The sequence below is a fragment of the Pseudomonas sp. PDM30 genome (genome assembly GCF_019218985.1).
Classification (GTDB): Bacteria; Pseudomonadota; Gammaproteobacteria; order Pseudomonadales; family Pseudomonadaceae; genus Aquipseudomonas; species Aquipseudomonas jessenii.
Genome location: NZ_JAHUWM010000005.1, coordinates 62,605 through 89,437 on the forward strand (window position 1 = coordinate 62,605; position 26,833 = coordinate 89,437).

32 protein-coding genes are annotated in these 26,833 nt (G+C 58.9%); 26 read left to right on the forward strand and 6 right to left on the reverse strand.

The genetic code is table 11. The features are described from left to right. Positions 1-4: 4 nt before the first annotated feature. The 6 genes from KW840_RS13805 to KW840_RS13830 all read right to left on the reverse strand — a co-directional run bounded on the left by KW840_RS13805 (position 5) and on the right by KW840_RS13830 (position 3,624). Complete coding sequence (locus KW840_RS13805; RefSeq protein ID WP_218495610.1) at positions 5-202, reverse strand: hypothetical protein; 198 nt, start codon at positions 200-202, stop codon at positions 5-7. Between the two features lie 48 nt (positions 203-250). Beyond that, positions 251-568 carry a pyocin activator PrtN family protein gene (locus KW840_RS13810; RefSeq protein WP_218495612.1) on the reverse strand — a complete coding sequence of 106 codons (318 nt, stop codon included), beginning with the start codon at positions 566-568 and terminating at the stop codon, positions 251-253. Between the two features lie 226 nt (positions 569-794). Beyond that, positions 795-1,079, reverse strand: coding sequence for a phage antirepressor KilAC domain-containing protein (locus KW840_RS13815; protein WP_218495614.1), 285 nt, complete (start codon positions 1,077-1,079; stop codon positions 795-797). Between the two features lie 9 nt (positions 1,080-1,088). Continuing rightward, positions 1,089-1,679 (reverse strand): hypothetical protein, encoded by a 591-nt coding sequence (locus KW840_RS13820; RefSeq protein WP_218495616.1) that lies wholly within the window; start codon positions 1,677-1,679, stop codon positions 1,089-1,091. Positions 1,680-1,953: 274 nt separating this feature from the next. Further along, entirely contained in the window at positions 1,954-2,946 is a 993-nt protein-coding gene (locus tag KW840_RS13825; protein ID WP_218495618.1) for a hypothetical protein, read from the reverse strand. Between the two features lie 30 nt (positions 2,947-2,976). Further along, positions 2,977-3,624 carry a LexA family transcriptional regulator gene (locus tag KW840_RS13830; protein ID WP_218495623.1) on the reverse strand — a complete coding sequence of 216 codons (648 nt, stop codon included), beginning with the start codon at positions 3,622-3,624 and terminating at the stop codon, positions 2,977-2,979. A 99-nt stretch (positions 3,625-3,723) separates the two neighbouring features. Here KW840_RS13830 and KW840_RS13835 point away from each other — a divergent pair, with 99 nt between their 5' ends. The 26 genes from KW840_RS13835 to KW840_RS13960 all read left to right on the forward strand — a co-directional run bounded on the left by KW840_RS13835 (position 3,724) and on the right by KW840_RS13960 (position 26,826). Next, positions 3,724-3,957, forward strand: a complete 234-nt coding sequence (locus KW840_RS13835; RefSeq protein WP_218495625.1) for a hypothetical protein — start codon at positions 3,724-3,726, stop codon at positions 3,955-3,957. Positions 3,958-4,287: 330 nt separating this feature from the next. Next, on the forward strand, positions 4,288-4,806 hold the full coding sequence (locus KW840_RS13840; RefSeq protein ID WP_218495627.1) for a phage regulatory CII family protein: 519 nt from the start codon (positions 4,288-4,290) through the stop codon (positions 4,804-4,806). Continuing rightward, on the forward strand, positions 4,799-5,026 hold the full coding sequence (locus KW840_RS13845; protein ID WP_218495629.1) for a TraR/DksA family transcriptional regulator: 228 nt from the start codon (positions 4,799-4,801) through the stop codon (positions 5,024-5,026). Before KW840_RS13840 ends, KW840_RS13845 begins: the two co-directional genes overlap by 8 nt. Then, positions 5,016-7,232, forward strand: a complete 2,217-nt coding sequence (locus KW840_RS13850; protein WP_218495631.1) for a VapE domain-containing protein — start codon at positions 5,016-5,018, stop codon at positions 7,230-7,232. Before KW840_RS13845 ends, KW840_RS13850 begins: the two co-directional genes overlap by 11 nt. Further along, positions 7,225-7,590, forward strand: coding sequence for a hypothetical protein (locus KW840_RS13855; RefSeq protein ID WP_218495633.1), 366 nt, complete (start codon positions 7,225-7,227; stop codon positions 7,588-7,590). The genes KW840_RS13850 and KW840_RS13855 overlap by 8 nt, the downstream gene beginning before the upstream one ends. A gap of 526 nt (positions 7,591-8,116) precedes the next feature. Next, entirely contained in the window at positions 8,117-8,464 is a 348-nt protein-coding gene (locus KW840_RS13860) for a phage holin family protein (protein ID WP_218495634.1), read from the forward strand. After that, a complete protein-coding gene (locus KW840_RS13865; protein ID WP_218495635.1) occupies positions 8,461-9,192 on the forward strand; it encodes a hypothetical protein in 732 nt (243 codons plus the stop codon). Before KW840_RS13860 ends, KW840_RS13865 begins: the two co-directional genes overlap by 4 nt. Positions 9,193-9,381: 189 nt before the next feature. Next, a complete protein-coding gene (locus KW840_RS13870; RefSeq protein WP_103393064.1) occupies positions 9,382-9,879 on the forward strand; it encodes a hypothetical protein in 498 nt (165 codons plus the stop codon). Between the two features lie 37 nt (positions 9,880-9,916). After that, positions 9,917-11,917 (forward strand): phage terminase large subunit family protein, encoded by a 2,001-nt coding sequence (locus KW840_RS13875; protein WP_218495640.1) that lies wholly within the window; start codon positions 9,917-9,919, stop codon positions 11,915-11,917. 3 nt (positions 11,918-11,920) lie between these two features. Then, positions 11,921-12,142, forward strand: a complete 222-nt coding sequence (locus KW840_RS13880) for a DUF6148 family protein (RefSeq protein WP_103393066.1) — start codon at positions 11,921-11,923, stop codon at positions 12,140-12,142. Then, on the forward strand, positions 12,139-13,749 hold the full coding sequence (locus KW840_RS13885; RefSeq protein WP_218495641.1) for a phage portal protein: 1,611 nt from the start codon (positions 12,139-12,141) through the stop codon (positions 13,747-13,749). The genes KW840_RS13880 and KW840_RS13885 overlap by 4 nt, the downstream gene beginning before the upstream one ends. Positions 13,750-13,751: 2 nt before the next feature. Further along, positions 13,752-15,107: a S49 family peptidase gene (locus KW840_RS13890; protein ID WP_218495642.1), complete on the forward strand. Its 1,356-nt coding sequence runs from the start codon at positions 13,752-13,754 to the stop codon at positions 15,105-15,107. Positions 15,108-15,148: 41 nt separating this feature from the next. Then, the gene (locus tag KW840_RS13895) at positions 15,149-15,562 is read left to right on the forward strand and encodes a hypothetical protein (RefSeq protein ID WP_218495643.1); all 414 of its coding nucleotides are present in this window, start codon (positions 15,149-15,151) and stop codon (positions 15,560-15,562) included. 39 nt (positions 15,563-15,601) lie between these two features. Further along, positions 15,602-16,546 (forward strand): Mu-like prophage major head subunit gpT family protein, encoded by a 945-nt coding sequence (locus KW840_RS13900; RefSeq protein WP_103393070.1) that lies wholly within the window; start codon positions 15,602-15,604, stop codon positions 16,544-16,546. Between the two features lie 35 nt (positions 16,547-16,581). After that, entirely contained in the window at positions 16,582-16,824 is a 243-nt protein-coding gene (locus KW840_RS13905) for a hypothetical protein (protein ID WP_218495644.1), read from the forward strand. Next, a complete protein-coding gene (locus tag KW840_RS13910; protein WP_218495645.1) occupies positions 16,814-17,002 on the forward strand; it encodes a hypothetical protein in 189 nt (62 codons plus the stop codon). The genes KW840_RS13905 and KW840_RS13910 overlap by 11 nt, the downstream gene beginning before the upstream one ends. Positions 17,003-17,036: 34 nt before the next feature. Beyond that, entirely contained in the window at positions 17,037-17,282 is a 246-nt protein-coding gene (locus KW840_RS13915) for a hypothetical protein (protein WP_218495646.1), read from the forward strand. A gap of 4 nt (positions 17,283-17,286) precedes the next feature. Beyond that, positions 17,287-17,739 (forward strand): hypothetical protein, encoded by a 453-nt coding sequence (locus KW840_RS13920; RefSeq protein WP_218495647.1) that lies wholly within the window; start codon positions 17,287-17,289, stop codon positions 17,737-17,739. Positions 17,740-17,751: 12 nt separating this feature from the next. Next, entirely contained in the window at positions 17,752-18,507 is a 756-nt protein-coding gene (locus tag KW840_RS13925) for a hypothetical protein (RefSeq protein ID WP_218495648.1), read from the forward strand. Then, a complete protein-coding gene (locus KW840_RS13930) occupies positions 18,504-18,854 on the forward strand; it encodes a hypothetical protein (RefSeq protein ID WP_218495649.1) in 351 nt (116 codons plus the stop codon). Before KW840_RS13925 ends, KW840_RS13930 begins: the two co-directional genes overlap by 4 nt. A gap of 318 nt (positions 18,855-19,172) precedes the next feature. Next, entirely contained in the window at positions 19,173-19,496 is a 324-nt protein-coding gene (locus KW840_RS13935) for a hypothetical protein (RefSeq protein WP_218495650.1), read from the forward strand. A 27-nt stretch (positions 19,497-19,523) separates the two neighbouring features. Beyond that, the gene (locus KW840_RS13940; RefSeq protein WP_218495655.1) at positions 19,524-22,328 is read left to right on the forward strand and encodes a hypothetical protein; all 2,805 of its coding nucleotides are present in this window, start codon (positions 19,524-19,526) and stop codon (positions 22,326-22,328) included. An 11-nt stretch (positions 22,329-22,339) separates the two neighbouring features. Next, entirely contained in the window at positions 22,340-22,990 is a 651-nt protein-coding gene (locus KW840_RS13945; protein WP_218495661.1) for a DUF2460 domain-containing protein, read from the forward strand. After that, positions 22,987-23,850 carry a DUF2163 domain-containing protein gene (locus KW840_RS13950; protein ID WP_218495662.1) on the forward strand — a complete coding sequence of 288 codons (864 nt, stop codon included), beginning with the start codon at positions 22,987-22,989 and terminating at the stop codon, positions 23,848-23,850. The genes KW840_RS13945 and KW840_RS13950 overlap by 4 nt, the downstream gene beginning before the upstream one ends. Continuing rightward, the gene (locus KW840_RS13955) at positions 23,847-24,305 is read left to right on the forward strand and encodes a hypothetical protein (RefSeq protein WP_218495663.1); all 459 of its coding nucleotides are present in this window, start codon (positions 23,847-23,849) and stop codon (positions 24,303-24,305) included. The genes KW840_RS13950 and KW840_RS13955 overlap by 4 nt, the downstream gene beginning before the upstream one ends. Beyond that, positions 24,289-26,826, forward strand: coding sequence for a phage tail protein (locus tag KW840_RS13960; RefSeq protein ID WP_218495664.1), 2,538 nt, complete (start codon positions 24,289-24,291; stop codon positions 26,824-26,826). The genes KW840_RS13955 and KW840_RS13960 overlap by 17 nt, the downstream gene beginning before the upstream one ends. Positions 26,827-26,833 lie beyond the last annotated feature (7 nt).

Here is a 26,833-nt window from a genome sequence, read left to right on the forward strand (position 1 = left end):
TTGTTTATTCGTCGTCAGGATCGGGTGGATCAGCCAGGCCACACATCAGCTTGGCGTGGAATGGCATGTAACCTTCCTCCCGTAAGACGTCGTAACGGTGGTAGTCCTTGGCAAACCAGCAGCATTCGCCACAGAGCCGTGATGCTTCTTCGTCGGCTTGCAAGGCCGTCCTGCAGTGCCGGCAGTTCTTGGTTATGGTCACGACGTGCTCCCATATAGACTGGTGGTGGCAGTCATTCGGTTTTGGGGGTTACTCGGTTGTTTCGTCCTGCGGTCGCAGCATTTCTTCGTCGGCCTTGTAGGCTCGGATGTCGATCAGCGAGGCGACGTGTCGTATGTGTGCGTACTTCGGCGCCTTGCGGCTGTTGTCCAACGTGGTAATCGGTAGTTGGATTCGGCCGTTGTTAATCTCGGTCACAAACGATTGCTCGTTGAGGTTGCGGAAATACTGTTCGCGCACTTTTTCAAGTGGGATAAGCACGTCGCCGAAGATGCGGTAGAGCAGTTCTACAGTTACCGATTCTGGTGCCGGCATCAGTCGCAAGGGATTTTGGTTGGCGCCTTTCATGCCGCGTCCTTGTTCGCTTTTACTGGGTGAAGATCCTTAGGTGCCTGTTCTGCTGTCCCGCCAAATTCAGTCAGGTTGCTGTTCATGTGGTTTTCTCCTTTTGGGGTGATTCCATGCGTTCAGGCAATGCGTCTTGGTCAGCTCCCGCAGATGCTCCGGCACTTCGATGAGCGCAGCGTTGCGCTCATCGCGTGTGCGCATAGCGACGATCTGGCGGGCGTACTCCCTAGGCCACGTCACGGTTGTCAGCCGGTATGGCGGGCAGTTCGAGCCCTAGTTGCTCGGCCAGCCAACGCATGCCGGCTTGGCGAATCTTGGTCGACTGGCAGTACTGCATGCCGGCGGTTTCGTGATACCAGGTGCCGTCTTTGACCCGCAGGTATTCGCGGTCGCGAACCGGGAATGCTGGCAGGTTGCGGTCGTTGAGAAGGCCTTTCTCGCGCATGAGCGCGATCAGTTTGGGGCGGGTGAGTCCGAAGTACTTGGCGGCTTTTTCCAGGCTACGTTCCATCTCGGCCTCCTAGGCTGCATGCGCAGCGGGAGTCGCCACGGCAGCCAGGTGGTTGATGGATTCGGCCACTTGCTTGTAGATCTCGGCATCGCTACCGCACACGGTGAAGCACTTTGTGCGTGGACGTTTCACGCCGATGCTCATGATGGTGGTGACACCTGGACGGGTTTGTGTCCGATGGATGGCAACGTGGATGGGAAGATCGAAACCCATGTCGAGGCTCAACGAGCCGCCGGTGCGTACAAGCTCGAACATTCTCTGCCTGTTCTCGATATCAAACCGAGCATATTGGCGACTTGCATGAGAGAGATTCAGTGGGTCGGTGGTGTTGCTGGGGTCGATAGGACCGTTGGCGATCTCTTCGATAAAGTCCGCCAGCTTGAGGTGCATCTTTTTTTCGTTCTGCAAGGTCAGCGTATGACGCTCGCTGCCCAGTTCTACGGTGAAAAGGGTGTCAATTGTGCTGCGCTCAACCTTCAGGCGAAACGCCAGTGCTTCGCGCTGTGGTGTCGACCGAAGGGCGTGATTGAAGGTCTCGCTCAGATTGACCTGGGCGTTAAGCAGTTGCAGGGTGCGATTGTCGAGTTTGAACTTGCTCATGCTGCCCGTCCCCCGTCGTTAGGATCGAAGGGGGTAGGAATGGTGCGGACTTGCTTGGGTTTGGCGGCAATGAATGCGCAGCCAGATTCACGGGCTAAGCGGCGTATTTCGAAGATGCGGAACGGGTCAGCAGCGGCCGGATGGACGTGCAGGGTAGCTGTGGTGTGCATGGTGTTGCCTCGCTCTGTGGTGAAGAGTGAGGCAAATATTAACCCTAAAGGTTACCAGGTCAAGCTAAAAATAACCGAAAAGGTTAATTTCTTGCTGAGAGAGACTATTCAGCAAATTCTGACTCTAGCTCGTTCATGCTCACGACATGAACATGAACGTTAATATCGAATTCTTGTGCTTGCATCAGAATCTTTTCGTGCAGATTTTGTTGTTCGATCCCTTCAACCTCCGTCACGATTACTAAATAGAGGGTAAATCCTCTTAGCTTAAAGTTTTTATCTCTAACAATGTCTTCGCAATCTTTGAGTATTCTATATATTCGGTTAGGGCTGAATCTATTGCTTCTAAAAAGTTTAACTTCTAGTATGTTTAGGTGATTATTTGAGACGGATGCTGCGTCAAATAATACAGGGGTTCCACTACTGGTTAAAAATTTTGCACCTGTAAAAAATTGCAGGCCGGTTAATTTGCTGATTCTTTTTATTGCGAGGGCTTCAGTTAGTTTTATATCGGCTGTTAAACGATTGCGCTCAAAAGGTGACGCAGAGGCTGAGATGTGGTGCTTAATTTGCGGTGAGCTCAAGTTTGGCTCTGTTTGACTCGGTATTGTTTTATCCGCAATTGGTTCTGGCTCGGTATGGGTTGGCGTTGCTAGTAAATTTTCTGAAGTGACAGCATGAGCTCCATCACCTTGTGCAAGTGCGGGAGATGTCTCAAGAGGTGCGGAAGGCTCTGTAGTTATGGTGGAAGTGGACGGGTAAGGCTTTGTAGTAATCGGAGTGTCCGAGACAACCTCCTCGACTTCTTCTTTCAATTTGGTTACGCGTTCTTGCGAGGTAGATTTGCCGAGTGGATTAACAAAGTGCTCCTCGTTTTTGTAGTCAGAAGGTGCGTATAAAGTTTTATGATTCCAGTTCAGCGTAGCGAAAAAAGTCCCCACAAGAAATGGTGGGAATAACATTAGAAACCAAATGTAAGTTGCTTGGTTCTGAATATCAATGAATGGCAGCACAGCGGTCCCGCTTATCTCGGCTATACCCGCAAAGACCGAGATTACTGTCAGAGGGTTTTTTATATGGCCCACTTTTTCTGTCATAATAAAATCCGTTTTGCTTCATGGATGGGCCTACAGGTCGGAAATTTTCCACCGTGCCCGGCCACATATAGTCCACTCCTCCGACATACGGATTATACGATCCGGCCAGTCAGGATTCAGTGCGTATAGATACTGTTCACTACCTTCTTGCTTTAGTTGTTTGAGAGTTGCCGCTTGATCTCGCGTTCTCTTAGCTGCCACGAAGTGTCCTGGCAGCGCTTCAAGTGAAGGGTCAATGACAATCTTGTCTCCCTCTATGAATCTGGGCTCCATGCTTACGCCTTCCACTCGCAAAATGAAGGCGCGAGGGCCAACAGGACCGGGAGCATCAATCCATTCCTCTGCTTCTCTGGGGTCAAAATTGCCGTGAGATTCGCACCAGGCTCCAGCAGCGATTGATCCTACAACTGGCAATTTACGTCCTGTATGGCTTAGCACTGTGGCGTTATTGAACTCACCAAGCCCATAGGGCATGTCGAGATAGCCACTGTGAAGGTCCAGCGCTTTCTCAATCTCTCTAGCAATCTGATCGCCGATGCCTTTCGTAGGGTTCTTGCCCCCGAACGCACTCACTTGGGCAGGTGCTTTACCCAAAAGGTCGGCGATGTCAGTCAGGCGGAGTTTTTTCTCGGCCAGGACTCTTCGGAAATTTTGTAGGCGGGTGTCTGAGATTTTCATGTGCCGATTCTGGCTGGATTAACCTTTAAGGTGAATGTCCATATTGGTATTGCGAAAATTAACCTTAATGGTTAAATTGCGCGTCAGGAGGTACACGACATGAAGCTGCGCGACTACATCAACGGTTTGGATTCAGAGGCACTCACGGCTTATGCCGTGCGTTGTCGGATTGCTGTGAGCTATCTGCGTCTTCACGTCAAATATGCGAGCAAGGACCCAAGCGTCTCTTTGATCAAGTCCTTGACCCGTGAAAGTGAAGGTTGTGTCTCGCTCGCTGAGGTTCTGGAGCATTTCGGTATAACCGAAACAACTCCAGTAAACAAAGCAGCATAGTCAGAAAAAAGGCGACCCAAGGGCCGCCCAGTTCCTCCCGGCACACACCACCACAGTGCTGTCGGGTCGCAATAAAGGTAGGCGGGCACACCACATGCAAAACCGCCAACCTTTATTGCGTTGCCAAGGCACGGATGCCTCGGGTTGCTGCCTTTTCCACCACAGATAGGGCAGCTGTTGCGCCAGGGGTGAACAACGGATTGTTCGCCCCGGCACGGTGCCGGTGTTGATCCTGAAGATCTAGCCGGCGTTTGGGCCTCTTCAAGCCACGCGGCAAATGTATCACCACTGCATGCCGCGCGGCACTGGCAACTTATAAGGATTAATGCCATGAGCCGTATCGCTCTGAGTTCTGTTGAGCGGGCGCAGCGAGAAGTTCTGCCGCTCGACCTCGCGCTTTACCATGCCGCAAGGGATTACCCGGGTGGCGCCGCTGCCATCGCCGCCACCACCGGCAGGAACCCCACCACGCTGCAACACAAACTCTCTCCCACCCATCCCAGTCACTCTGTGAACATCCAGGAGTTCGGCGAGATCCTGGAACTGACCAAGGACCGCCGCATTCTCGATGCCGTGCATGCGCTGGTCGGCGACACGGTCTGGCAGGAGCTGGCCGAAGCCTATACCGATGACATGCCCGAGACCTTGACCACCGGCATCGCTGTTTATCTTCGTCAAGTGGCCGATCTGACAGTCGTTTGGGCCAAAAGCATTGGTGACGGCAAGGTGGATGACGGTGAGTTAGCCGAGATACGTCAGCAAGTGTTTCGCGGCATCCAAGGACTTCTTGGAATGTTCAACCGCGCCGCGTACGTCAATCAGAAATCGCGGAGTACCGACCTTGGCTGATATCGCTGATTTTGCGAATGACCTAGTGCAAGAGCGTCTTGATCAAGCCCTCGCTGCACGCAACGCCGCCAAGCCCGTATTGGCGGCGCATTCTTTCCTGTTTTGCGTAAGCTGCGACGATCCGATCCCAGAGGCCCGCCGAATAGCCCTGCATGGTTGCGATCTGTGTGTCGGTTGCCAGTCCGTTGTTGAGTCGCGGGAGGCACGCCATGCTCGATGAGGTGTTGGGTCAATTCGCAGACTATGGCCTTGAGCCTGAGCAGCCACTGATTTTCGGCAAGCTCACCCGATGCAAGGCTGCCCAGGACAAGGGCAAGGAAAAGAACGGCTGGTATGTCGTCCATGAGCACCGGACCGAAAAAAACGAAACGCTGATCTTCGGCAGCTTCGGTGACTGGCGTTCCGGGGAGACGCAGAAAATTAAGGTCAAGGCCGGGCGTATGAGCCCCGAAGAGCGCGAAGTTATGCGCGCTCGTCAGGAAGAGGCAAAGCGCAAGGCTACTGAGATCGCGGCCAATGCTGCGCGGCGTGCGGCCAACCGTGCTGCAGGTCTGTTCAAGCGCATGCCTGAGAAGGGCAAGAGCGCGTATCTGGATCGAAAGCAGATCGTTGGATTCAAGGTTCGCTATGCGCCACGTACTGGCGCATTTTTAGTGCCTATGTGCAACGTGCGGGATCAAATCGTCGGCTTGCAGGTGATCTTTCCGGCAAAGCAAGAAGACACTGGGCGCGACAAGGCCTACTGGCCCTACGGCATGTCCAAAGAGGGCGCCTTCCATCTGATTGGCCCGCATCCTGAACCAGGTGAGCCTGTACTGGTGTGTGAGGGCTATGCCACGGGTGCCAGTCTGCACATGGCGACGTCGCTGACGGTCGCTATCGCGTTCGATGCGGGCAACCTGCTACCGGTCTCCAAGGCCATGCGGGAGCGTTTCCCCGGTTGTCCGCTGATTCTCTGTCGGGACGATGACTGGAAAACCAAACGCCCCAATGGTGAGCCTTGGAATCCTGGTGAAGAAAAAGCTAACAACGCCGCGTTGATCGTCGGTGGCCAGGTGGTCGCACCTGTCTTCTCGGGCGAGCGTGAGGTTAAGTGGACCGACTTCAACGACCTGCACATTGCCGAAGGATTGGAGGCTGTTCGCCGCCAGGTGTTGGCGGTGGTCAAGCCTCCTGCAGCTGGTGGTTGGAAGGATCAACTGGCCCGTACCGAAAACGGCTCCCTGATCGCGCACATGCAGAATGTCGAGCTGATCCTGGGCAATGACGAGCGCTGGGCCGGTGTGATCGGTTACAGCGTGTTCAGCTCCAAAATCGTCAAACTGCGATCCGCACCCTTTGGCGGCGGTGCCGGCGATTGGGCCGACATCGATGACATGCGGGTGATGAAGTGGCTCGCTCAGCAGTACAACCTGCGGGTCAAGGCGTCCCATGTTATCGAGGCGGTCAGCGTTGTTGCCCACGACCATTCATTTCATCCGGTGCGCGAGTACCTGGAGAAGCTTGAGTGGGATCGCGTGCCTCGGCTGGAAAGCTGGTTGACCGATGTATTGGGCGTCCAGGCCAGTGAGTATTCTGCCAAAGTTGGCAAGCGCTGGCCGATCTCGGCTGTGGCTCGGGTGATGCGCCCGGGTTGTAAGGCTGACTCGGTGATGATCCTCGAAGGTGGGCAGGGTGAAGGTAAGTCCACGGCCATGGGGATTCTCGGTGGCGAGTGGTTTATGGACACGCCTTTTGCCCTCGGCGACAAGGACAGTTTTCAGGCAATTCGCGGCAAGTGGATTGTCGAGCTGGGGGAGCTGGACAGTTTCAACAAGGCTGAGAGCACCAAGGCCAAGCAGTTCTTCTCTGCGTCCACCGACACCTACCGCGAAAGCTACGGCCGCAGAACGAACGACGTGCCACGCCAGTGTGTTTTCGTTGGTACCACCAACCAAGAGGAATACCTCAAGGACGCCACCGGCAACCGGCGTTATTGGCCGGTGTTCTGCAACAAAGTTGATCTGGACAAGTTGCGCGAGATCCGCGATCAGCTGTGGGCTGAGGCAGTATTTTGCTTCGAGGCTGGCGATATCTGGTGGGTGACGAAGGATGAGTCATGGATGTTCGCCGAGGCGCAGGACGAGCGCTTTGTTGTGGATGAGTGGGAAGGGCCAATCCTGACCTGGTTGGAGGAGTCGCAGCTCGGCGAAACCGCTACCGGCAACGAGATTCTGACCCAGGCTCTCAAGCTCGATTTCGGCCACTGGGGCAAGCCTGAACAAATGCGAGTCGGCGCGATCATGCACCGGCTGGGCTGGCGTAAGAAGCGTATGCCGGCGTTGGCAAAAAGCGGTGTCCGTCAGTGGGCCTATCAGAAGCCCGAAACGTGGGGGCGTGTGTCTGCATTGCAGCAGACGGTGGTAGAGGAGCCTTGCTTTGATTAAGCGAATCGATGAGATGCTCAAGCTCTGGGCGCAGGATCTGCACTCGCCGATTCCTGAAACCTATGGCGGAGCGAGTGGAGGCAACATGATTGCCATGCTGATGGAGTGCAAGGGGGAGCTGATACGTGGCACGCGGGGTAGTCGGGTGCTGTTGGATGAGTCGGCGGATATCGAGCTGATCGTCAACAAGCACCTGGCGCCAGAGCTTGCCCTGGTGGTGATGGAACACTACTGCAACCACGAAAGCTTTCTCTCACAGAAGATGTTGCACTGCGGTTGTAGCGCGCCGACCTATTACCGCCGGCTACATGATGCCCATGTGAGCATCGATGGCTTGCTGATGGGGAAGGCTGCATGACCCTTGGCGTCACTCCGCATGTCATTGTCCTACTGTCCGGCCTTGTCCGACTGCCGTTTAAGGTAGTCGGACAAGTGCAGGCCGCGCCGTTGCTGTGCTGTCCTACTGTCCAACCTTTGTCCGCACCATGCACACGTAAGCACAGCGGGCACGTAGTCGCGCCCATGGCGCGAACGCGTGCTTTTAGCTTTCTCTATATACACAAGGAAAAGTTAAATAAGGTAGGCCAGTAGGCCAGAGCCTCGATTCTAGGCGCCTGTAGCTGTCCTACTTCGATTTTGAATGGTGGGACAGGTAGGACAGGGCAGTAGAAGCGATAGCCGAGGTGATGTATTCACCGACATTCGCTAGGCGTTCACCCTGCGTTACCCACTTATTCACCGGGTGGCATTAAAGTAGGGTTGCTGCCATGAGAATCCACCTGTAAAAAGTACCCATCTTCGATAGGTGCGACCGCAGAGAGCGGCTGGCACCACACACCAAACCCGGCCCTTGCGCCGGGTTTTTGCGTTTATGGAGTAGGGCGATGACGAACGAGCAGCAAGCGCTGGCAGAGATGCCCATCTGGTTAGTGATCGTCCTGGCTCTGGTCGGCGGCGTGTCGGGCGAGATGTGGCGGGCGGACAAGGATGGGGCACGAGGCTGGGTGTTGTTACGACGCCTGGCCCTTCGGTCCGGTGCCTGTATCGTCTGCGGCGTGTCGGCCATGATGCTGATGATCGGTGCCGGTATGACCATATGGACAGCGGGGGCCTTGGGTTGCCTGACCGCCATGGCCGGTGCCGATGTCGCCATCGGGCTGTACGAGCGCTGGGCCGCCAAGCGCCTGGGCGTCAACGAGTCATCGGCGACTGACGGCGAACCAGGGCAATGATGCGGCTTGAGATGCGCGACAACATCGACAAGATCGTGAAGAGCATGCGAGGGCTCAGCCGCAACAAGGTGCCAACTGCTGCGGCCAAGGCGTTGACCTTCACCGCCGAGCGGGTGCAGATCGCGGAGAAAGCCGAGATTGCCCGCGTGTTTGATCGTCCCACCCGCTGGACCTTGAACTCGATCTATAAGCGAAGTGCCACAGCTACCCGGTTGTTCGCCCGCGTATGGGTCAAGGATGAAGCCAGCTCGGGCGTTGTGGCCTCGAAGTACCTGCCGGTGCATATGGATGGCGGCAATCGTCCGCACAAGCGGTTCGAAAAGGCGCTGATCCACTATGGCCTGATGCCTGCCGACATGTACGCGGTACCAGGTCGACGGGCTCGAATGGATGGCTACGGCAACATCAGCCGGGGCCAGATCGTACAGATACTGTCTGCCCTTGGCGCTGCCGAACGTGTGTCAGGCTTCATGGCCAATCGCACGGCTCGCAGTAAACGCCGCAATCGCAATGCCCCTGACTACTTCGCGGGTCGCCCAGGCAATGGCACTGGTCCGTTGGGTATCTGGCAACGCATTGGCAACGGTGCGCGCCCCATCCTGATCTTCGTTAAGCGTCCGACCTATCGTCGTCGCTTCGACTTCTACGGTGTGGCCAACCGCGTCGCCGCTGCCGAGTTCGAACCGTTGTTCCGCCGGGCATTGGTCCGCGAGATGGCTCGGGACTGAGGCCTTCGTCGATTTTTCGGCGTTTTCGCCAGATTTTGGGGCGAAGCGGACATGGATCGAGGCCTCATGCCCTTTTTCAATGGGTCCTTCCGGCGACCTGAGAGATTGGGGTAATTCGAACCCCGATCTTTTTGCAGATTCAACCCGACATAGGGGGTTCCGCTTCCTGTCCAGTCCTAGGAGATGACCATGCCAACACAGCGCGAGATAGCCGATCACCTGGACATGAGTGAGCGCAATGCCCGCGATGTGTTGAAGGGGTTGGGCATCAGTGACTGGCAGGCCGCCAGCCTGGACGAGATCCGGACAGCGTACATCCGCGACCTGCGCAACAAGGCGGCGGGGCGCGGAGGCAGCCAGTTGGAAGAACTCAACGCCGTGCGGATTGACGAAGGGCGGGTCAAGGCGGCGAACGGGCGTCTGCTGTATCACGAGAAATTGCGGTCGCTGATCCCCAGCATGGAAGCGGAGCGAGTGCTGTCCGACTGGTCAGCCTTTGCCAACCGGGAATACCTGGGCGGCGTTGAACGATTAATTCAGGAAATCGAGAACGTGCAGAAACTCACGGTTGATCGATCTGTGGTGGCCAAAGTTGCTGGACCTACAACCGAGCGAATTGCAGGCTACGCGCGAAAACTTGGCGCAGAGCTTGTTGGCAGCAGCGGGGAAATTCAACCCGCCGCGTGATGTGCCCACGGCGGAGTACTTGAGCACGGAGTTTTACTTGCCCGCCGAAAGCGGTGTGCTGCACGGCCTGTACGACTTCCACTACACGCCTTACTTTCTCGGAGTTGCCGCGGCGCTGGATGATCCGCGCGTCAGCGAAGTGGACCTGATGAAAGCCGCGCAGATCGGCTGGACCTGGTTCCTGATCGGGTACCTGTTCAAGTTTGTCCAGTTCCTGCCCCGGCCGATCATGATCCTGTTTGCCAAGGAAAAGGACGGGAAGAACTTCCACGATGAGAAGCTAAAGCACGGCGTGATGGCGAACAGCGAGGTCAATCGGTTGATGCCGGTCGACACCAGCCGGTCTTCCGGCAACCGCTGGGACCATAAGAGCTTCCCGGGCGGCTTCCTCAAATTGGTGGCGTCGAATTCCCCAGGCAACGTGAAGTCGACCTCATCCGTGGGACTGTCGGTGGTCGAAGAGCCGGACGATACCAGTGATGACGTGAAGGGGCAGGGCGATGCGATCGCCCTGCTGGAAGAACGTGGGAAACGCTACCCGGGTTCGAAAATGCTGGTCGGTGGAACCCCAGCGATCAAAGGCGCGAGCAAGACCGAGGCGCGCCTCGCACAGACCGATTGCCGAGTGCTGCCGATTATCTGTCATACCTGCGGCCAGGCTCATGTGCTGGACTTCGCCCATATCAAATATCTGGACATCAATGAAGGGGTCGATCCGCACGAAATCTATGGCCGTGCGGATCCCGACACAGCCGGCTACGCCTGCCCACATTGTGGAGAAATCTGGGACGACTACCAGCGCAAAGAGAACATCCGCAACACGGTGTTCAACGCCGTCGAGGCGGGTGATCCATTCTGCGGTTGGGTAGCGACCAAACCCTTTGCCGGGCGTGCTGGGTTCATCGAACTTAACGAACTCTATGCGTGCCTGCCTGGTACTAGCCTGGCGAACATCGTGCGCGAGCAGCTCAACGCCGAGCACCAGGCCGCCATGGGCAACCTGTCGCTGCTGATCAAGTTCGTCAACCAGAAACAGGGTCGCGCCTACGAGTACAAATCGGATCTGCCCGAAGCCGACAAGCTGGCGGAGCGGGCCGAGGATTACCCGGAAATGTTCGTGCCCATGGGTGGGTTGGTGATCACCGCAGGTGTCGACGTGCAGCACGATCGCCTGGCGGTCGTTCTTCGCGCCTGGGGCCGTGGCGAGGAGTCATGGTTGCTCTACTGGGGGGAGATCTACGGCGAAGTGGTGTTGCCAGGGCAGGGTGTTTGGCTGGACCTGGAAAAGCTGCTGTTCTCGCCGATCACCCATGCCTGCGGTGCGAAGCTGAAAGTCTTGGCCGTCTCGCTGGACACTTCGGACGGCACCGTCACCCAGGATGCGGCCTATGCGTTTTGCCGTAAGCATCAGCAACGCGGCGTGATGGCGATCAAGGGTGCCAGCGAGCGAGGCAACAGCCGGGATGATGAACGAAAAGAAATCTTCAGTGCGCCTCGGCAGGGGGTGGACACCGACAAGGAGCAAAAGGCCTCGAAGTACGGTCTGCGCCCTTACATCGTCGGTACGTCCCGGGCCAAGGATCTTTGGATCGAGGGCCGACTGCCGCTGACTGGCGATGGTCCTGGTCGGATGCACTTCTACAAGACGGTGCGTCCCGATTACTTCCGGCAGATTACGGCCGAGGTGAAAGCCCCCAGCCGGCGGCACCATTATCGCAAGGTCTGGCAGAAAAAGGCCGGCGAGCCGAACGAAGCCACGGACTGCGAAACCTACGCGCTGCATGCGGCCCGCTCGCTGAAAACGCACCTACTCAATGAACACGACTGGGCGGCGCTGGATGCTCAGATCCGCCAAGGCGGTTTGTTTGATTCGCCACCACCGGAATCGGACATCGAGCCGGATTCAGATCCCGCACCGGCGCCGGAAAACCCGGTACCGAAACCATCCGCTGAACCCAACGAGCTCCCGCCTTCTGGCGGGAGAGTTGTTTCTGGGCGCCGCACTGCTATGCGCGTGCTCTCTCAACGCAGGAACTAATCTATGGCCATCACCCTGGAACAGGCGCAAAGCCAGCTTCAAGCCTGGCTCGACGCAAGCATGAAGGTCAGCCAGAAGCAGAGCTACCGCATCGGCACCCGTCAGCTGAACTACGCCGACGCGGCAGAGATCACCAAGATGATCGATTACTGGCAGCTCCAGGTGGATCGACTGGCCAGCGGTCGCCCTCGCGGCATTGTCTTGCGCGGGATCACGCCGTTATGAGTCGTTCGCTCAAGGCTCCCGAGCCCACGTTGCTGGATCGGGCAATCAGTTGGTTTAGCCCCGAGAGCGGCGCCAAGCGTATGCAGGCGCGTATGACGATGACGGCAATGGGGGGTTACAGCGGCGCCTCAAAACGTAAGCGCTCCCTTAGTGCCTGGAATCCATCGGCCGGAAGTGCAGCTGCAGATCTGCTGCCGGATCTGCCGACTCTTCGGGAACGATGCCGCGACCTGGAGCGCAATAACCCCATCGGTGGCGGCGCGATCAACACGGTGGTGACCAAAACGGTCGGTACCGGACTGGCGCTGAAGTCTGTGGTTAACCGTCAGATCCTCGGTTGGGATGAGGACACCGCGCGTGATTGGCAGCGCAACACCGAGTCGCTGTTCAAGTCATGGGCCGAAACCACGGCGTGCGACATCACCCGCGAACAGAACTTTTACGGCTTGCAGGATCTGGCGTGGCGTTCGGTGCTGAGCAGCGGTGATGTCTTTCCGTTGTTGACCCACAAAGAACGCCCGGGTCAGCACTACTCGGCCTGCATCCAGCTGATCGAAGGCGATCGGGTGTGTAACCCGGACAACAAGGCCGATACCGAAACGCTGACCGCCGGCATCGAGCGTGATGCCGATGGGGAGCCGATCAAGGCCCACATTCTACGCAGCCACCCGGGGGCACTGGGTGTGAGAGAGCGGAAGTGGGATGAACGCCCCTTCTTCAATGAACGGGGTGGTCGGGCGCTGCTGCATTTGTATCGGCGCAAACGTGTCGGTCAGCCTCGCGGAGTACCGTACCTGGCACCGGTGATCGAGAAGCTCAAGCAACTTGATCGCTATACCGATGCAGAGCTGGAAGCCGCCGTGGTGTCGGCGTTCTTCGCGGTGTTCATCAAGCCCGGGCCTGGCGGGGATCTCAGCCCGTTGGCCTCCGCTGCGACCGGCAACACGCCGGTTGGCGGTGATCGTCCTGCAGATCGTGCGGCCGGTGGCTGGGATGGCACGCTTAGCGGCGGCATTGTCGCTGAGCTGGATCAAGGCGCATCGATAGATTCGGCCGCGCCCGGGCGTCCGAACCTGGCGTTCGATCCGTTTGTATTGGCGATGTTGCGCCAGATCGGCATGGCGTTGGAGCTGCCCTATGAAGTGCTGATCAAACACTTCACCGCCAGCTACACCGCCGCGCGTGCCGCCGTAATGGAAGCCTGGCAGTTCATCCGCGGCTGTCGTGATTTTCTGGGCAACGATTTCTGTCAGCCGGTGTACGAGCACTGGCTGGAGGAGGCCGTTGCCCAAGGTGACGTCGATGCCCCCGGTTTTTTCGACCATCCGTTGTTGCGGTATGCCTACTGCGGCTCGATTTGGGTCGGCGATGGTCCGGGCACCGTGGATCCGCTCAAGGACATCAACGCGGCCAAGGCGCGTGTCGATCTTGGCGTCAGCACGCTGGCCAAGGAATCGATGCTCTACGACGGCAGCGACTGGGAAGAAAACCACGAACAGCGCGCGCTGGAAGTGAAACGTCGAATGGAAGACGGCCTATCTGCCACGCCGGCCTCTCAACCTGAAGACCAGTTGCCGCAAAACCCCGACTTACCCGAACGGACCTGACCATGACCGATAAACCAACCGACGCTCCCCCGGCGCATCGGGTGACGGCGTTCGACCTGGTGTCGCGCGAGCCCTGGGCGATCACCCCGGACATGCTGCACACCATCGCGGCGATCGCCCGTCGTGAAAACGATGGCCCCGAGGCTGTAGAGGCCAGGCAGGGGCGGCCACTTCAGAACACCCGCAACGTGACCCAGCGCGGCAGTGTGGCGCTGGTCCCGGTCACCGGGCCGGTATTTCGTTACGCGAACCTGTTCACCGCCATGTCCGGCGCGACTTCGCTTGACGTGTTGGCGAAGGAGTTCACCGCGGCGGTGGATGACCCGCGCACCGACAGCATCATCCTGGTGATGGACACGCCCGGCGGCCAGGCCAGCGGCATCGCCGAGTTCGCCCAGATGATCCGGGCATCCCCGAAACGGGTGGTCGCCTACGTGTCGGGCAATGCCGCCAGCGCGGGTTACTGGATGGCGGCGGCAGCTCACGAAATCGTCATGAGTCGCACCGGCGCGGTCGGCTCGATCGGCACCGTGCTCTCGGTGCGCACTAACAAGGATGACGGCAGCGTCGAGATCGTCAGCAGCCAGAGCCCAAACAAGCGTCCCGATTTTTCGACAGAGCAGGGCCGTGCGCTGGCCCAGAACCATGTCGATCGCTTGACCACCATCTTCGTCGAGGACGTCGCGAACTATCGCGGTGTTGACGTCGATACCGTCCTTTCCGACTTTGGCCAGGGCGACATGCGGATCGGTTCAGACGCTGTGGCCCTGGGCATGGCCGACCGTGAATCCACCCTTGAAACCCTGATTGCCGAACTCAACGGCAGCAACTCCGGAGATCGTTCTATGACTACAACCACCGCAACCCAGCCAAGTACGACCGCTGCCGATAAGCCAACCATCGATCGCGCTTACCTGGCGGCCAACCACGCCGAGTTGCTGGCGACGCTGGAGCATTCCGCTCACGCCGCCGGTGCGAAAGCTGAGTGTGAACGTATTCAGGCGGTCGAGGCTGCCGGCCTTCCCGGTCATGAAGAGTTGATCGCCTCCCTGAAGTTCGACGGCAAGACCTCTGGGGCTGAAGCAGCCGGCCAGGTGATCAGCGCCGAAAAGTCCAAGCGCACTGCCGCGCTGGCGGATATCCGCAGCACGGCGACCAAGCCAGTCCCTGCCGCAGTCGCACCGGACACCCCGGCGGCCGCGGCTGATCAGGAAGATCCCGAGGCGCCGCTCGAGGAGCGGGCCAAGGCGACCTGGGACGGCAACAAGGAATTGCGGGCTGAGTTCGGCGACTTCGGTGCGTACCACGCGTACCGCAAGGCCGAAGACAAGGGCCTGATCAAAGTCCTGAAGAAGTAACCCGGACCACACCCACCACCCTTTAGGCTTTGGAGATCCTCATGCCTCTTACTCTCGACACTCCCCGCGCTTACGAGACGGGCGACATCAATGATCTGGCTGTCGCTGCCGGCGTGCAGATCTTCGAAGGCTCGGCCGTTGGCATCAATTCGGCGAATGGCCTGGCGCGTCCGCTGACGGCTGCTGACCTGTTCGTCGGCTTCGCTGACCGCGGCGTAGACAACCGCACCGGGGCTGCCGGCGCGGCACGCGTTCGCTTGCGTGAAGCGGGCAAGGTGCAACTGCCGGTCGCCGCCCTGGCCATCACCGATATCGGTAAGGCCGTGTACGCCAGTGACAGCGGCACCTTTGTCCTCACTGCTGCGGGTAATAGCCGGATCGGCCATGTGCACCGCTTTGTCAGCGGTGGCGCGGGCATCGTCAAGTTCGCCGCGCAGGCCGTCCCGGTCGCGTAACACGCCGATTTACCAAGTCTTTCATCAGGAGATACACCCATGGGTGCTGAAGTACTTTCCAGCCGTGCCGTCATTGGCACGTTTTACGAGCTGCTCGAACAAAACGCCGGGGCGACCTGGATCGATCTGATCTCCAACCTCTTTGACTCCGACCAGGCGAAGGAAACTTATCCGTGGATCGGCGCGGTACCGACGCTGCGTGAGTGGATCGGCGGTCGCCACGCCAAGGGCTTTGTGAGCGCTGACCTCGAAATTGAAAACCTGCACTACGAAGCGACGATCGAGGTCCTGGTCAAGGAGCTGCGCCGCGACAAAACCGGGCAGCTGCGCATTCGTCTCGGTGAGCTGGCCGATCGCACCAACTCGCACTGGGCCCGTCTGCTGTCGGCTCTGGTGCTGAACGGCGAAAGCCAGATCTGCTACGACGGCCAGTACTTCTTCGATACCGATCACGAAGAGGGCAACAGCGGCCCGCAGTCGAACAAGATCACCACGGACATCAGCGAGCTGGCAGCCACGCTGCACGGCACCCCATCGCGTCCAAGCCCTGAAGAGTTTCAGCAGGCCGTGGCTAAGTCGGTCACCCAGCTGACCAGCCTCAAGGACGATCAGGGCGAGCCAATCAACGAACTGGCCCGCGAGTTCCTGGTGATGGTGCCTTTCGGTTTGCTGAGCGTGGCCCAGTCGGCGCTGACAGTACCGCGCGGTACCAACATCAGCGAGATCGTCATGCCGGACAATGTCAACGTGCGGGTGATTGGTAACGTCCGCCTGAATGCCTGGACCGACAAGTTCGTGACCTTCCGCACCGATGGGCGCCTGAAGTCGTTCATTCGTCAGCAGGAAACCGACGTGGTGATGAAGGCCAAGGCCGAAGGCTCGGAGTACGAGTTCGACAACGACGCGCACCAATACGGCGTCGACACCTGGCGCAACGTCGGTTTCGGGCGCTGGCAGTACGCCGTCCTGAACCAACTGGTGTAAGCCTTCGGGCTTGCACCTCATTCGAGGACATCACGATGCCGAAATACACAGTCGATCAGAACATCACCTTGTTCGGTGGCGAACTGATCCTGACGGCTGCTCAGGCCGGTGCGCGAGCGCACTGCCTGCAGGAGCTCAAGAAAGGCCGTTACGAGATCATCAGCCCGGTCCAGTTCAAGAAGGGGGAGGTGATTGTCATCCCCGGTGAGCCGGACAAGGCGCTGGCTCAGAAGGTCACCAAGGTCGAAAAGGATGCAGGGGGCGGCAATGGCGAATAAATCCTACCGAGTGCTCAGCGGTTCATTCCGCAAGCCCAACGACGAGTTGGTCGAAGTCGGTGGGACGATCGAGTTGCCGGTCGACGTTGCGGAGCGTTTCCGTAACCAGCTGAGCGAAGTTTCCCCCGCCGAGTCGACCAAAAAAGCCGGTCCGGCCAAGGCTGAAGGCGATGTTTGAGGAGGACCTTTCGGCCTTCCTCGAGGATTTCAATGTGGGTGGCCTAGTCGACGGCCAGCCCTTCCTGGCGGTGCGGGACATGCCGGATGAGATCCGCGCCATGGCCGGTATCAACAGTCAGTCGACCTACTACGAAATCCTGATCATCACCGCCGAGGCTGAGCGCCTGGGCATCGTCAACGGCAAGTTGATCAGCGTGGGTGGCGTGTCCTACAGGGTACGCGACCGGCTGATGATCGATGACGGGGCGTTCAGTCTCGCTTCACTCACCAAGGTCTAACCCTATGCCTTCCATTCAAGAGCGCATCGTCGATCGGGCGAAGGTGCTGATTCTTGGCGCCGGTACGTTGGCCGGCGACCGGGTGTTTCGCAGTCGTACGGAAGCAATCACCCGGGACATGTCGCCGGCCATTGTGATTCGTCCGAACCTGGAAACCACCGAACGCGAAAGCCAGTCGGTGGACCGCAACCAGTTTGAGCTGTCGGTGGAAATCCTCGCTCGCGAGGACACCACCACGGGCGATGCCTGGGACCAGGTCGCGGATCTGGTCAAGGTTGCTGTGCACGCGGTCCTGATGGAGGAGGACGCCTTTCCCGAGGCTGACCGCATTCAACGTTTCTACATCGACTGGATCGAGGACGACGGCGACAACACCGCGGGCAACTGCATGGTGCGCTACCGCTTCACCTATCTGTGCAACACCGGCGATTTGTTGTCGGGACCCACTATTTATTGAGGAATACCTCCTATGCAAATTGCATTCGGTAGCGGGCTGTTTTATGCCACCCCGCTGATGGACGCCTATGGCAATGCGTTGGCAGCACCAACCCCCATCCTGCTGGGCATCATGCAAGAAGCGTCGATTGACCTGTCCTTCGACTCGAAAGAGTTGTTCGGCGGCGAACAGTTCGCGGTCGATGCGGCGCGTGGTCAGGGCAAGCTGTCCGGCAAGGCCAAGGCGGCGCAGATCAGCCTTTCGCAATGGAATGCCCTGGTGTTTGGTCAGCAGTTGCAGCCCGGTCAAGTGTTGGTGCATCACGCAACCACACCGACGCCTATCCCCGTAGGGGGCAAAATCATTGTCGATCCACCGGCGGGCGGTTTGTTGGCCGGTGACCTGGGTGTTCGCGGCGGTGGGGCGGTGGCTTTTCAACGCGTCCTGACTGCGCCAGTCACAGGCCAGTACACCTACGACGCCACGACCGGCGAGTACGGCTTTGCGGTGGCGGACGCCAATACCCCGGTGTTTATCGACTATCGCTACTCGGTGGCCACCGGCAAAAGTCTGTCCGTGCGTAACCTGCCGATGGGCGATATGCCGGTGTTTCAGGGCGAGCTGTACCTGAAGTACAAGGGTAAATCGATTTATGTCCGGGTTCCGAACTTCGTCAGCAACAAGCTGGGGATTGCGACCAAGCAGGATGACTACACCATCCCCGACTTCGAATTCACCGGTTACGCCGATGAGTTCGGTGAGGTCGTTTACTGGAGTGCCAGCGAATGACGCCCGTCAACGTACCTGGTGTTGAGTTCCCGTTTCCGGGCAAAACACTGGTGATCCCACCCATGGCGCTGGGGGACCTGGAGCAGCTGTTAGAGCGCATCAATAACGTCATGTCCGGTCGAATGGACAAGGACAGCATCGCCACCGTCATTGACGCCACGCATGCCGCCTTACGGCGCAACTATCCGGACATGGATCGTTCTGAAGTGGCGAGCCTTCTGGACCTGAAGAATATGCGTGCCGCCTTGGACGCGGTCATGAGCGCCTCAGGGATGGAGGCGCAACCAGTGAACGAGTCGGGGGAAGCTCTGGCCCCCTCGACTGGGGCCAGCTCTACGCACACCTGATCGCCTGCACAGGCCAGAGTCCGGTCACGCTTCGGCGTGATTGGGACATGGTCATGGTGGGCCACATGACGGACTACTGGAATCACCATCCGCCCGTTCATGTGCTGGTGGCAGGGTACCTGGGGTACAAGCCGACTCAGTCGGTCACCGGTGCCCCAGACTTGGCTACCAACATGGCGGCATTCGCCGCGGATATGCGTAGCGAACTGCCAGAGCACTTGCGCGGTGCTTTGGATGCGTTTTGTCCATTGAGTTAGAAACTGGACCCTGATAGCAGCTACCGGTAGCCTTCTCCGACGTTTAACAGGGAGGCTACCTATGCGTAATGGAGTTTTGTTTTTGTTGTTGCTAGCTGCTGGCTCGGCCCAGGCCGAGACCACGGAAGTGTATTTGCTTAAGGAGAAAGCGCGCGAGCTGGTGCGTGCACGCTTGAAGGATCCTGATGCTGCGAAGTTTCAGAAACTTGAACCGCATAAATTGGAAAACGGCGCCACGATAATCTGCGGTGAAGTGAATTCTAAAAATGGTTATGGCGGTTACGCTGGGTTTGAAAAATTCTTCAGCACCGGGAGCAGTGTTCGGTTTAAAGCCGATTCGCCATCAACCTTTGAAGGTGTTTATCAGGCAGTTTGCAGTAAGTGATTTAAAGCTGGTCCAACAAACTCCGCCATGGCGGAGTTTTTTATTGTCTGCATTTTGGGTGCCGGTATGGATAGGAACATCGCGTACCAGTTTACTGCTGGTACTCAGGGTTTTGATCGTGCGGTAGAAAGCATCGAGCGCAACATGCGTGATGCGCGAAGTACCTTCAATCGCGAGTTGAGGGCAATCAACACCGATATGGTGGGCAGCCAGACCCAGATCAGTCGGTTGGGTTCGGCGGCCAATGATGCCTTTGGCTTTGTCGGAGCCAAAATCAAAGATGACATGCTGGCTTTGGGCGCTTCAATGGCGGCGGTGTTTTCGGCGGTTGCGATCAAGGATTTTGTCAGTGACAGCAAGGCGGCGCTGCTCGAACAGCAGTCAGCCTATCGCGGCCTGGAGGCTGTGGCCAACCATGCTGGCGTCGGTATCGGTCGGGCAATGGACGAAGCGCAAAAGCTGTCGGCTGACGGATTGATCAGCGTAAGTGATGCGGCAAAGTCGCTGCAGAACCTGCTGAGTCGTGGTTACAGCATTGATCAGGCGGTGGCAGTGATCAGCCGTCTGAAAGATGCAGCTGCATTTAACCGGCAGGCGAACCTCAGCATGTCTGAGGCCGTAGTCGGTGCTACCGAAGGTCTCAAGAATGAAAACTCTGCCTTGGTCGACAATGCCGGTGTCACGAAAAACGTTGCAAAAATGTGGGAGGAATACGCCAAAACCATTGGTACCACCCGCGACAAATTAACGGATGCTCAAAAACGATTTGGCGAAATAAACGGAATCCTCCAAGAGACCGAAGCCCAGGTGGGTAATGCCGACAAGGCATCCAAAGGGTTGACAGGCAGTCAGGCCGAACTGGACACCAAGAGTAACGAACTCAAAGTCACCCTCGGTACCATTCTTGAGCCGGCGTTTATCAGCCTGAACAAAACCTTGGCCGAGACAGCGAGTTGGTTCACCGGTGTATTGAAGGGGCTGACAGGGGCCGGTGTCACCGTTGATGAAGTCGCCGGGAACGTCAAGCGCCTTGAGGCCATGCTGGAAAATCTGGGTAACAAAGGTGCGCGCGGTGGCGGCGGTAAAGCGCAGTTGGAGGGCTCGTTGCAGGAAGAGCGGTTGCTCTTGGAAGCCATGCAGTTGACCTCCAACAAGATCGATCAGGTCGATGCCGGCATGAAGGCGCGATTGGCTCGAATCGAAGAGCAGCGACGTAAAGTCGCCGAGATGGCGGCCACGGGCGATACCCGTCTTTCTACCCAGCAGCAGGCACAGCAGCGCCCGACGGCCTACGGCCTGGAAGTGATGCGTCTGACAAAGCTGGAAACGGCTTACGCGGCGGCCATTGAGCACCGTAAAGAGCTGGAGAAGGGGAGCACGCCACCACCACCAGCCAAGCCGGACACGCCAACAGCTGGGGGCGCTTCCAAGTCACGGGTCAGTCAATGGGCGGAAGTCTTGGACGCGCAGAAGGTTGCGCACACCCAGCAGCAGGCGGAGCAGGGGACGTTCCAGCAGTTCTCCCTGCAGAAGGAAGTCGACTATTGGCAGGCAGTTCTGCAGCGCACCGATCTCAGTGCTGCCGAGCGGTTGAGCGTGCAGCGCAATTATTTGGGCGCCCTGACCAATTTGCGTAAGCAGGACGAAGGTTCTGCTTTTGCAGACCTGCAGGCGCAGGCTCAGATGTACCGTAACAACATGGATGCCCGGTTGCAGATCGCCCAGCAGGTACTTGATCGCAGCCGTCAGTTGTACGGACAGGACAGCGAAGAGTATCGCCAGGCAGCCTCTGAAGTGGTTGCGATCGAGCGTGAGAAGCAGCAGCAAATCACCAACATGAAGCAACAACAGTTGGCGGCTGATCAACAAGCGCGGCTCGCAGACATTACCCATGCCGAGCAGATGGCCCAACTGGATCTGCAAGCGAACCTGATCACTCAGGGGCAGCTGCTGCAATCGCAGGCCGAGTTCGAGCAACAGCGATACGCAATCGAAGCGGCTGCTCTGGAGCAGCGCAAGAAGTTGCTGGAACAGGATCCTGATCGTAATCCGGTCGCCCTGCAGCAGGTGCAGCAACAGATCCTTGCGCTGGAACAGACCCACCGCAATAGCATGGCGGTCATCGGCCGTCAGCAAACGATGGAGTCTCAGAGTAACTGGACCGGGATGGTCGGCAGTGTTCGCTCCAGTTGGACTGGCGGCCTGAATGGCATTTTGACCGGCACTATGTCCACCCAAGGTTTGCTCAACGGGATATTTGGCAGCATCGGTAACGCGTTCATCGAGAACATGGTCACCGCCCCTGTAATGGCCTGGATGTTCGGGGAAACCGCCAAGACTGGAGCGACCGTGGCCGGCGTCGGGGTGCGTACTGCGGCGGAGGCGGGTGGTGCGGCGATGTCCGTGGCGATCTGGGGCGCGGCCACGATGAAGAACATTATCGCCAGCGCCTGGCAGGCCATGGCCGGCGCTTTCGCGGCCATGTCGGCAATTCCCATCATCGGCCCCGTGCTGGGTGTCGCTGCCGCTGCGGCGGCCGGCGCCTTCGTGTTTGGCATGGTGAAAAACGTGGCGTCGGCCGAAGGCGGCTACGACATTCCGGCGGGTACCAATCCAATGACCCAGCTTCACGAACAGGAAATGGTTCTGCCCAAACAGTACGCCAACGTCATCCGCCAGGCGGCGAATGGCGACGGGCAACTGGGGGGCGGTGGCACCTACCACTACAACGATTACAGCGGCCGGATGACGCCGGCAGACATCCGGCGCAACGCCCGGGCATTTGCCGAGGAAATGCAGAAAATGCGGCGTAACGGTGCCATCAAGGCATAGGGGGGGAAATCATGCCATTAGGTCCGTTCTGGCCACCACGCTGGATCGCCAGTTATCCAGACGTGGGTGAGGTGAGCGGCGGTGTGTTGCCGCGCATGCCGGGGCAAACACTGCTGTCGAAAAAGGCACCGGAGTGGAGCACGGGGGTGCAAAAGGCGGCCAGCGGCCGACGTCGCACCACCGCGTATTACTCAGCACCGTTGTGGTCATTCCAGATCAGTTACAACGCGGTGCGCAAGCGGCCGGGGCTGGATGAATGGTCGCGGTTGGTGGACTTCTTCAACAGTCGCAAAGGGCAGTTCGGCGAGTTCCTGTACTTCGATCGCTCTGATCACCTGGTGACACTTCAACAGTTCGGTACCGGCGACGGTACCACCGTCAGGTTTCAGCTTTCCCGCGCTATCGGCGGTTGGGTCGAGCCGGTGTATGGCGTTGTCAACATTGATGCACTGACGGTGGATGGCGTTCTGACGTTGGACTACAGCGTCGATGAACTGGGTATGGTCACCTTTGCCGTGCCACCGCCCAACGGGGCGTCACTGGTGTGGGGCGGCGCCTTCTATTTCCGCTGTGCCTTCGATGCCGACTCGCTGGATGGCGCACAGCCTTTCCGGACGATCTGGGAAATAAAAAACGTCGCCTTTACGAGTATCAAACCATGATCGATGCCAGCCCAGAGTTAAAGCAGTTCCTGGCCACGGCGCGCAGTTTCGTGATGGCCGATCTGTACACGATTGCCTTGGCCAGCGGCCAAGTGCTGCGCTACACCGATGCCGGTCTACAGATTTACTACGCCGGGCAGAATTACTCGGCCAGCGGCCCAATGATCAAACGCACCGGGGTTCGTGCGGTGCGCGGCATCGAGGTGGATACCCTGAACGTCACCTTCACCGCCGGCCTGAACGACACGGTGCTGGGGGAGTCGGTGCTGCCCTTCATTGCCGGCGGCGGCTTCGATGGCGCGACGTTAAATCTGGCCCGTGCCTTCATGGCGGACTGGGGTAAGCCGGTGATTGGAACGGTGACGCGCTTCATCGGCCGGGTGGCCGAGGTCGATCCCGTCGATCGTGAGCAGGCAACCGTGACAGTCAAGTCGCCGATGGAGTTGCTGGATACCAAAGTCCCTCGGGGCGTGTATCAGCCGTCGTGTTTGCGCACGGTGTACAGCGCCGATTGCGGGGTGAATCGGGCGTTGTTCCAGACAGCCGGCACCGTCCAGGCCGGCAGCAATACCACCCTGCGCATCAACTCCAACGTGATGGCGGAGCAGGGCTGGTTCGACCAGGGAGTGATTCGCTTCGTCAACGGGGCGAACGCCGGTGTGGCCCGCACGGTGCGTCGGCAGACCGGTGACGGCGCGGTCACGATGATCCTCGGCGTGCCCGCGGTGCCCGTCTCGGGCGACCAGTTCCTGATTTATCCGGGCTGCCCGCGCACGCTGGATGCCTGCACCAACAAGTTCGGTAACCGCGCGCGTTATCGCGGCATGCCCTTCATCCCAGTCGCGGAGACGTCGATATGAACGCGTTCGAAGCTCAGCAGCGGGCGGCCGTGGTGGCCGAGGCAGAACGCTGGCTGCGCACACCGTACCAGCACCGTCAGCACTTGCTGGGTGTCGGTGTCGACTGCGCCTGGCTGCTGATTGAGGTCTATAACGCGGTCGGGCTGATGCCCTTGATCGACCCCGGACCTTATGCCCAGGACTGGCACCTGCATCGCAGTGAGGAACGTTATCTGGACTGGCTCGATCGGTACGGCCACCCCGTGGAGACGCCTCAACTCGGAGACATGGCGGTGTGGCGTTTCGGCCGCACCTACAGTCACGGCGCCGTGGTGATCGATGAACACCGGGTCATCCATGCCTACCGCGATATCGGCGTGGAATACGCAGACATGCGCGAGGAACGGCTGGCCAGCCAGCTGGTGCGTTATTACACACTCAATCTATATGGAGTCAGCGATGGGGGGCAGCAGTAGTACCATTACCACCAGCGCCACGCGCATCAATGCACTGCAAGTTCAGAGCAGTGCCAGCGGCAAGCCGATCGCCTGGATCGCCGGCCGAAACCGCATCAGCCCCAACCTGATTTACTACACCGACTTCGAAGCCGTGGCGAAGACCACGAAGAAGAAATCGGGCGGCAAGGGCGGCGGCGGGGCGACCCAAAAAGACACCACCTACACCTACTACGCGGCGCTGATCCTCGCGATTGGTCGTGGGACGTTGGGTGCGGTTCACCGCATTTTTCGTGACAAGGAAGTGTTTACTGAAAAGGTCATCAACGGGGTGACTCAGTCGGCCTTGGCTCAGGCGGGTTTCAGCTTTGCCCGGGGTGATCGGGACCAACCGGTATGGGGTTTTCTTCAAACCAAGCATCCCGCCGAGGCCATCGCCTACGCGGACACCGCCTATGTGTATGCCGGTCGGTACCTGCTCAACGATAGCGCCGGGGTGCAGAACCACACGTTCGAGGTGGACGGTCCCTATCAAGTGCCGGGGTTGCCGGACGCCAATCCCGGGGAATTCTTGCCGGGTTTACTGCTCGATCCTTTGGACGGCATTGGATTCAACCCATGGTGGGTGGCCGACCTGAGCAATTATCGCAATTACTGTTTGGCTGAAAACCTGTTGTTGAGCCCGGTGCTCGATGAGCAGTCACCGGCCAGTGAAGCGATCGCTCGCTGGCTGCAACTGACCAACAGCGAGTTGGTCTGGTCGGCCGGTCAGCTCAAGGTCATTCCCTATGGCGATCAGGTCGTGACCGGCAACGGCGTGACCTGGTACCCGGATGTCACGCCAGTGGCAGATCTGACCGATGATGATTTTCTGGCCGAGGAGGGCGAGCCACCGGTCTCACTCAAGATTAAGAGCCAGGCGGACAGCTACAACGAAGTCTCGCTGGAGATCCTCGATCGCGCTCACGAGTACAACACCGATGTGGTGCGCGGCACCGATCAGGCGGCCATCGAGCAGTTCGGTTCGCGGCCAATGGAGACGATCAAGGCCTATGAGATCTGCGAGGTGGCGATCGGCGCGCATGCCGCGCAGTTGCTGGTGCAGCGCAAGCTGTACGTGCGCAATGAATACCAGTTTTCCCTCGGTTGGCAACATGTGCTGCTGGAGCCGATGGATCTGGTCACCATCACCGAACCAGGCTTAAACCTGCAGCAGCGCTTGGTCCGTTTGATCTCGGTCGAGGAGGACGAAGAGGGCAAGTTGGCGGTGGTCGCCGAGGACGCGTTGTTGGGTGTCGGCAGCGCGCCCAATTACCCGGTGCAAAGCAAAAGTGGTTTTCAAAGTAATCAGAATGCCGCACCCGGTCCGGTACTGGCGCCGATCATGTTCAACCCACCCGAAAGCCTGTTGCTCGCCGGTGAGTTGCAAGTGTGGGGTGCCGTGGCCGGTGCGAGCCCCAACTGGGGTGGCTGTGAGATCTGGATCAGTGCCGACGGTGACAGCTTTCGGATGGTTGAAACCATCTATGGTCGGGCGCGTATGGGGCAGCTTTCAGCCGCCCTGGCGGACGGCAACGATCCGGACACGGTCAATACCCTGTCCGTGCAACTGGCGGCACCGGACGAACTGGCGGCCGCGACGACCGCCGAGGCGGATAGCGGCGCCACCCTGTGCTGGGTGGACGGAGAACTGCTCAGTTATCGCGATGCCACGCTGACTGGCGTGGGGGCCTATCAGTTGGGCTACCTGCGACGCGGGCGGCTGAGCTCGGCGGTGGCCAGTCATCCCAGCGGAGCACCGTTTGTACGCCTGGACGACGCGGTCTGGAAATACAGCTATGCCCGGGATCAGATCGGCAGAACGGTGTGGGTCAAGTTTCGCTCGTTCAACGTGTACGGTCGGGCGTTGGAGGATCTGGCGGACGTCACGGCGTACAGCGTCACCTTGTCGCCCGCGCGGGTGGTACCTGCGTCGGCGCAGAGCCTGGCGCTGGTCGGCTCATTCGAAGCGCCGTACTTCACCGTCAGCTGGACGGCCGGGGCTCGCGCGGAGGATCGGCTGGTGCGGATCCGCAACGCCGGCAGCAATGCGTTGCTGCGTCAGGTATCGACTACCAGCACGGCCTTCACCTACCAGCGGGCTGACGCCTTGGTCGACGGCGCGCTGCTGCGCAGTTACCGCGTGGAGATCATCGAGCGCAACGCTGCCGGCAGCGCGCCGTTGGCTTCAGTGTTGGTCACCAATACGGCACCGGAGGCGGTGACCGGCACCGCGGCGGCGGTCAGCGGCACTACGGCTGGTGTGAGCTGCGATGCCAGCAGTGCAGCGGACGCCGCCGGTTACATGTTCGTGTATTCCACTGTCGCAGGTTTCGATCCGACCTTTGCCGGCACGATTGGCTATCAGGGGGCGTCCCGTTCTGGGGAGATCACCGGCTTGATTGCCGGCACGACCTATTTCCTCTGTGCCGCTGCTTACGATACCTGGAGTAGCACGCGCAGTCAGCTCAACTTCGCTCCGGCGATCACCTTTAACACCTAATAGAGAG

What these genes read in the sequence shown, in the direction of transcription:
- KW840_RS13810 (WP_218495612.1), bottom strand. Translation starts at nt 568, where the DNA reads ATGAAAGGCGCCAACCAAAATCCCTTGCGACTGATGCCGGCACCAGAA.
- KW840_RS13815 (WP_218495614.1), bottom strand. Translation starts at nt 1,079, where the DNA reads ATGGAACGTAGCCTGGAAAAAGCCGCCAAGTACTTCGGACTCACCCGC.
- KW840_RS13820 (WP_218495616.1), bottom strand. Translation starts at nt 1,679, where the DNA reads ATGAGCAAGTTCAAACTCGACAATCGCACCCTGCAACTGCTTAACGCC.
- KW840_RS13825 (WP_218495618.1), bottom strand. Translation starts at nt 2,946, where the DNA reads ATGACAGAAAAAGTGGGCCATATAAAAAACCCTCTGACAGTAATCTCG.
- KW840_RS13830 (WP_218495623.1), bottom strand. Translation starts at nt 3,624, where the DNA reads ATGAAAATCTCAGACACCCGCCTACAAAATTTCCGAAGAGTCCTGGCC.
- KW840_RS13835 (WP_218495625.1), top strand. Translation starts at nt 3,724, where the DNA reads ATGAAGCTGCGCGACTACATCAACGGTTTGGATTCAGAGGCACTCACG.
- KW840_RS13840 (WP_218495627.1), top strand. Translation starts at nt 4,288, where the DNA reads ATGAGCCGTATCGCTCTGAGTTCTGTTGAGCGGGCGCAGCGAGAAGTT.
- KW840_RS13850 (WP_218495631.1), top strand. Translation starts at nt 5,016, where the DNA reads ATGCTCGATGAGGTGTTGGGTCAATTCGCAGACTATGGCCTTGAGCCT.
- KW840_RS13860 (WP_218495634.1), top strand. Translation starts at nt 8,117, where the DNA reads ATGACGAACGAGCAGCAAGCGCTGGCAGAGATGCCCATCTGGTTAGTG.
- KW840_RS13865 (WP_218495635.1), top strand. Translation starts at nt 8,461, where the DNA reads ATGATGCGGCTTGAGATGCGCGACAACATCGACAAGATCGTGAAGAGC.
- KW840_RS13870 (WP_103393064.1), top strand. Translation starts at nt 9,382, where the DNA reads ATGCCAACACAGCGCGAGATAGCCGATCACCTGGACATGAGTGAGCGC.
- KW840_RS13880 (WP_103393066.1), top strand. Translation starts at nt 11,921, where the DNA reads ATGGCCATCACCCTGGAACAGGCGCAAAGCCAGCTTCAAGCCTGGCTC.
- KW840_RS13885 (WP_218495641.1), top strand. Translation starts at nt 12,139, where the DNA reads ATGAGTCGTTCGCTCAAGGCTCCCGAGCCCACGTTGCTGGATCGGGCA.
- KW840_RS13890 (WP_218495642.1), top strand. Translation starts at nt 13,752, where the DNA reads ATGACCGATAAACCAACCGACGCTCCCCCGGCGCATCGGGTGACGGCG.
- KW840_RS13895 (WP_218495643.1), top strand. Translation starts at nt 15,149, where the DNA reads ATGCCTCTTACTCTCGACACTCCCCGCGCTTACGAGACGGGCGACATC.
- KW840_RS13900 (WP_103393070.1), top strand. Translation starts at nt 15,602, where the DNA reads ATGGGTGCTGAAGTACTTTCCAGCCGTGCCGTCATTGGCACGTTTTAC.
- KW840_RS13905 (WP_218495644.1), top strand. Translation starts at nt 16,582, where the DNA reads ATGCCGAAATACACAGTCGATCAGAACATCACCTTGTTCGGTGGCGAA.
- KW840_RS13910 (WP_218495645.1), top strand. Translation starts at nt 16,814, where the DNA reads ATGGCGAATAAATCCTACCGAGTGCTCAGCGGTTCATTCCGCAAGCCC.
- KW840_RS13920 (WP_218495647.1), top strand. Translation starts at nt 17,287, where the DNA reads ATGCCTTCCATTCAAGAGCGCATCGTCGATCGGGCGAAGGTGCTGATT.
- KW840_RS13925 (WP_218495648.1), top strand. Translation starts at nt 17,752, where the DNA reads ATGCAAATTGCATTCGGTAGCGGGCTGTTTTATGCCACCCCGCTGATG.
- KW840_RS13930 (WP_218495649.1), top strand. Translation starts at nt 18,504, where the DNA reads ATGACGCCCGTCAACGTACCTGGTGTTGAGTTCCCGTTTCCGGGCAAA.
- KW840_RS13935 (WP_218495650.1), top strand. Translation starts at nt 19,173, where the DNA reads ATGCGTAATGGAGTTTTGTTTTTGTTGTTGCTAGCTGCTGGCTCGGCC.
- KW840_RS13940 (WP_218495655.1), top strand. Translation starts at nt 19,524, where the DNA reads ATGGCGGAGTTTTTTATTGTCTGCATTTTGGGTGCCGGTATGGATAGG.
- KW840_RS13945 (WP_218495661.1), top strand. Translation starts at nt 22,340, where the DNA reads ATGCCATTAGGTCCGTTCTGGCCACCACGCTGGATCGCCAGTTATCCA.
- KW840_RS13950 (WP_218495662.1), top strand. Translation starts at nt 22,987, where the DNA reads ATGATCGATGCCAGCCCAGAGTTAAAGCAGTTCCTGGCCACGGCGCGC.
- KW840_RS13955 (WP_218495663.1), top strand. Translation starts at nt 23,847, where the DNA reads ATGAACGCGTTCGAAGCTCAGCAGCGGGCGGCCGTGGTGGCCGAGGCA.
- KW840_RS13960 (WP_218495664.1), top strand. Translation starts at nt 24,289, where the DNA reads ATGGGGGGCAGCAGTAGTACCATTACCACCAGCGCCACGCGCATCAAT.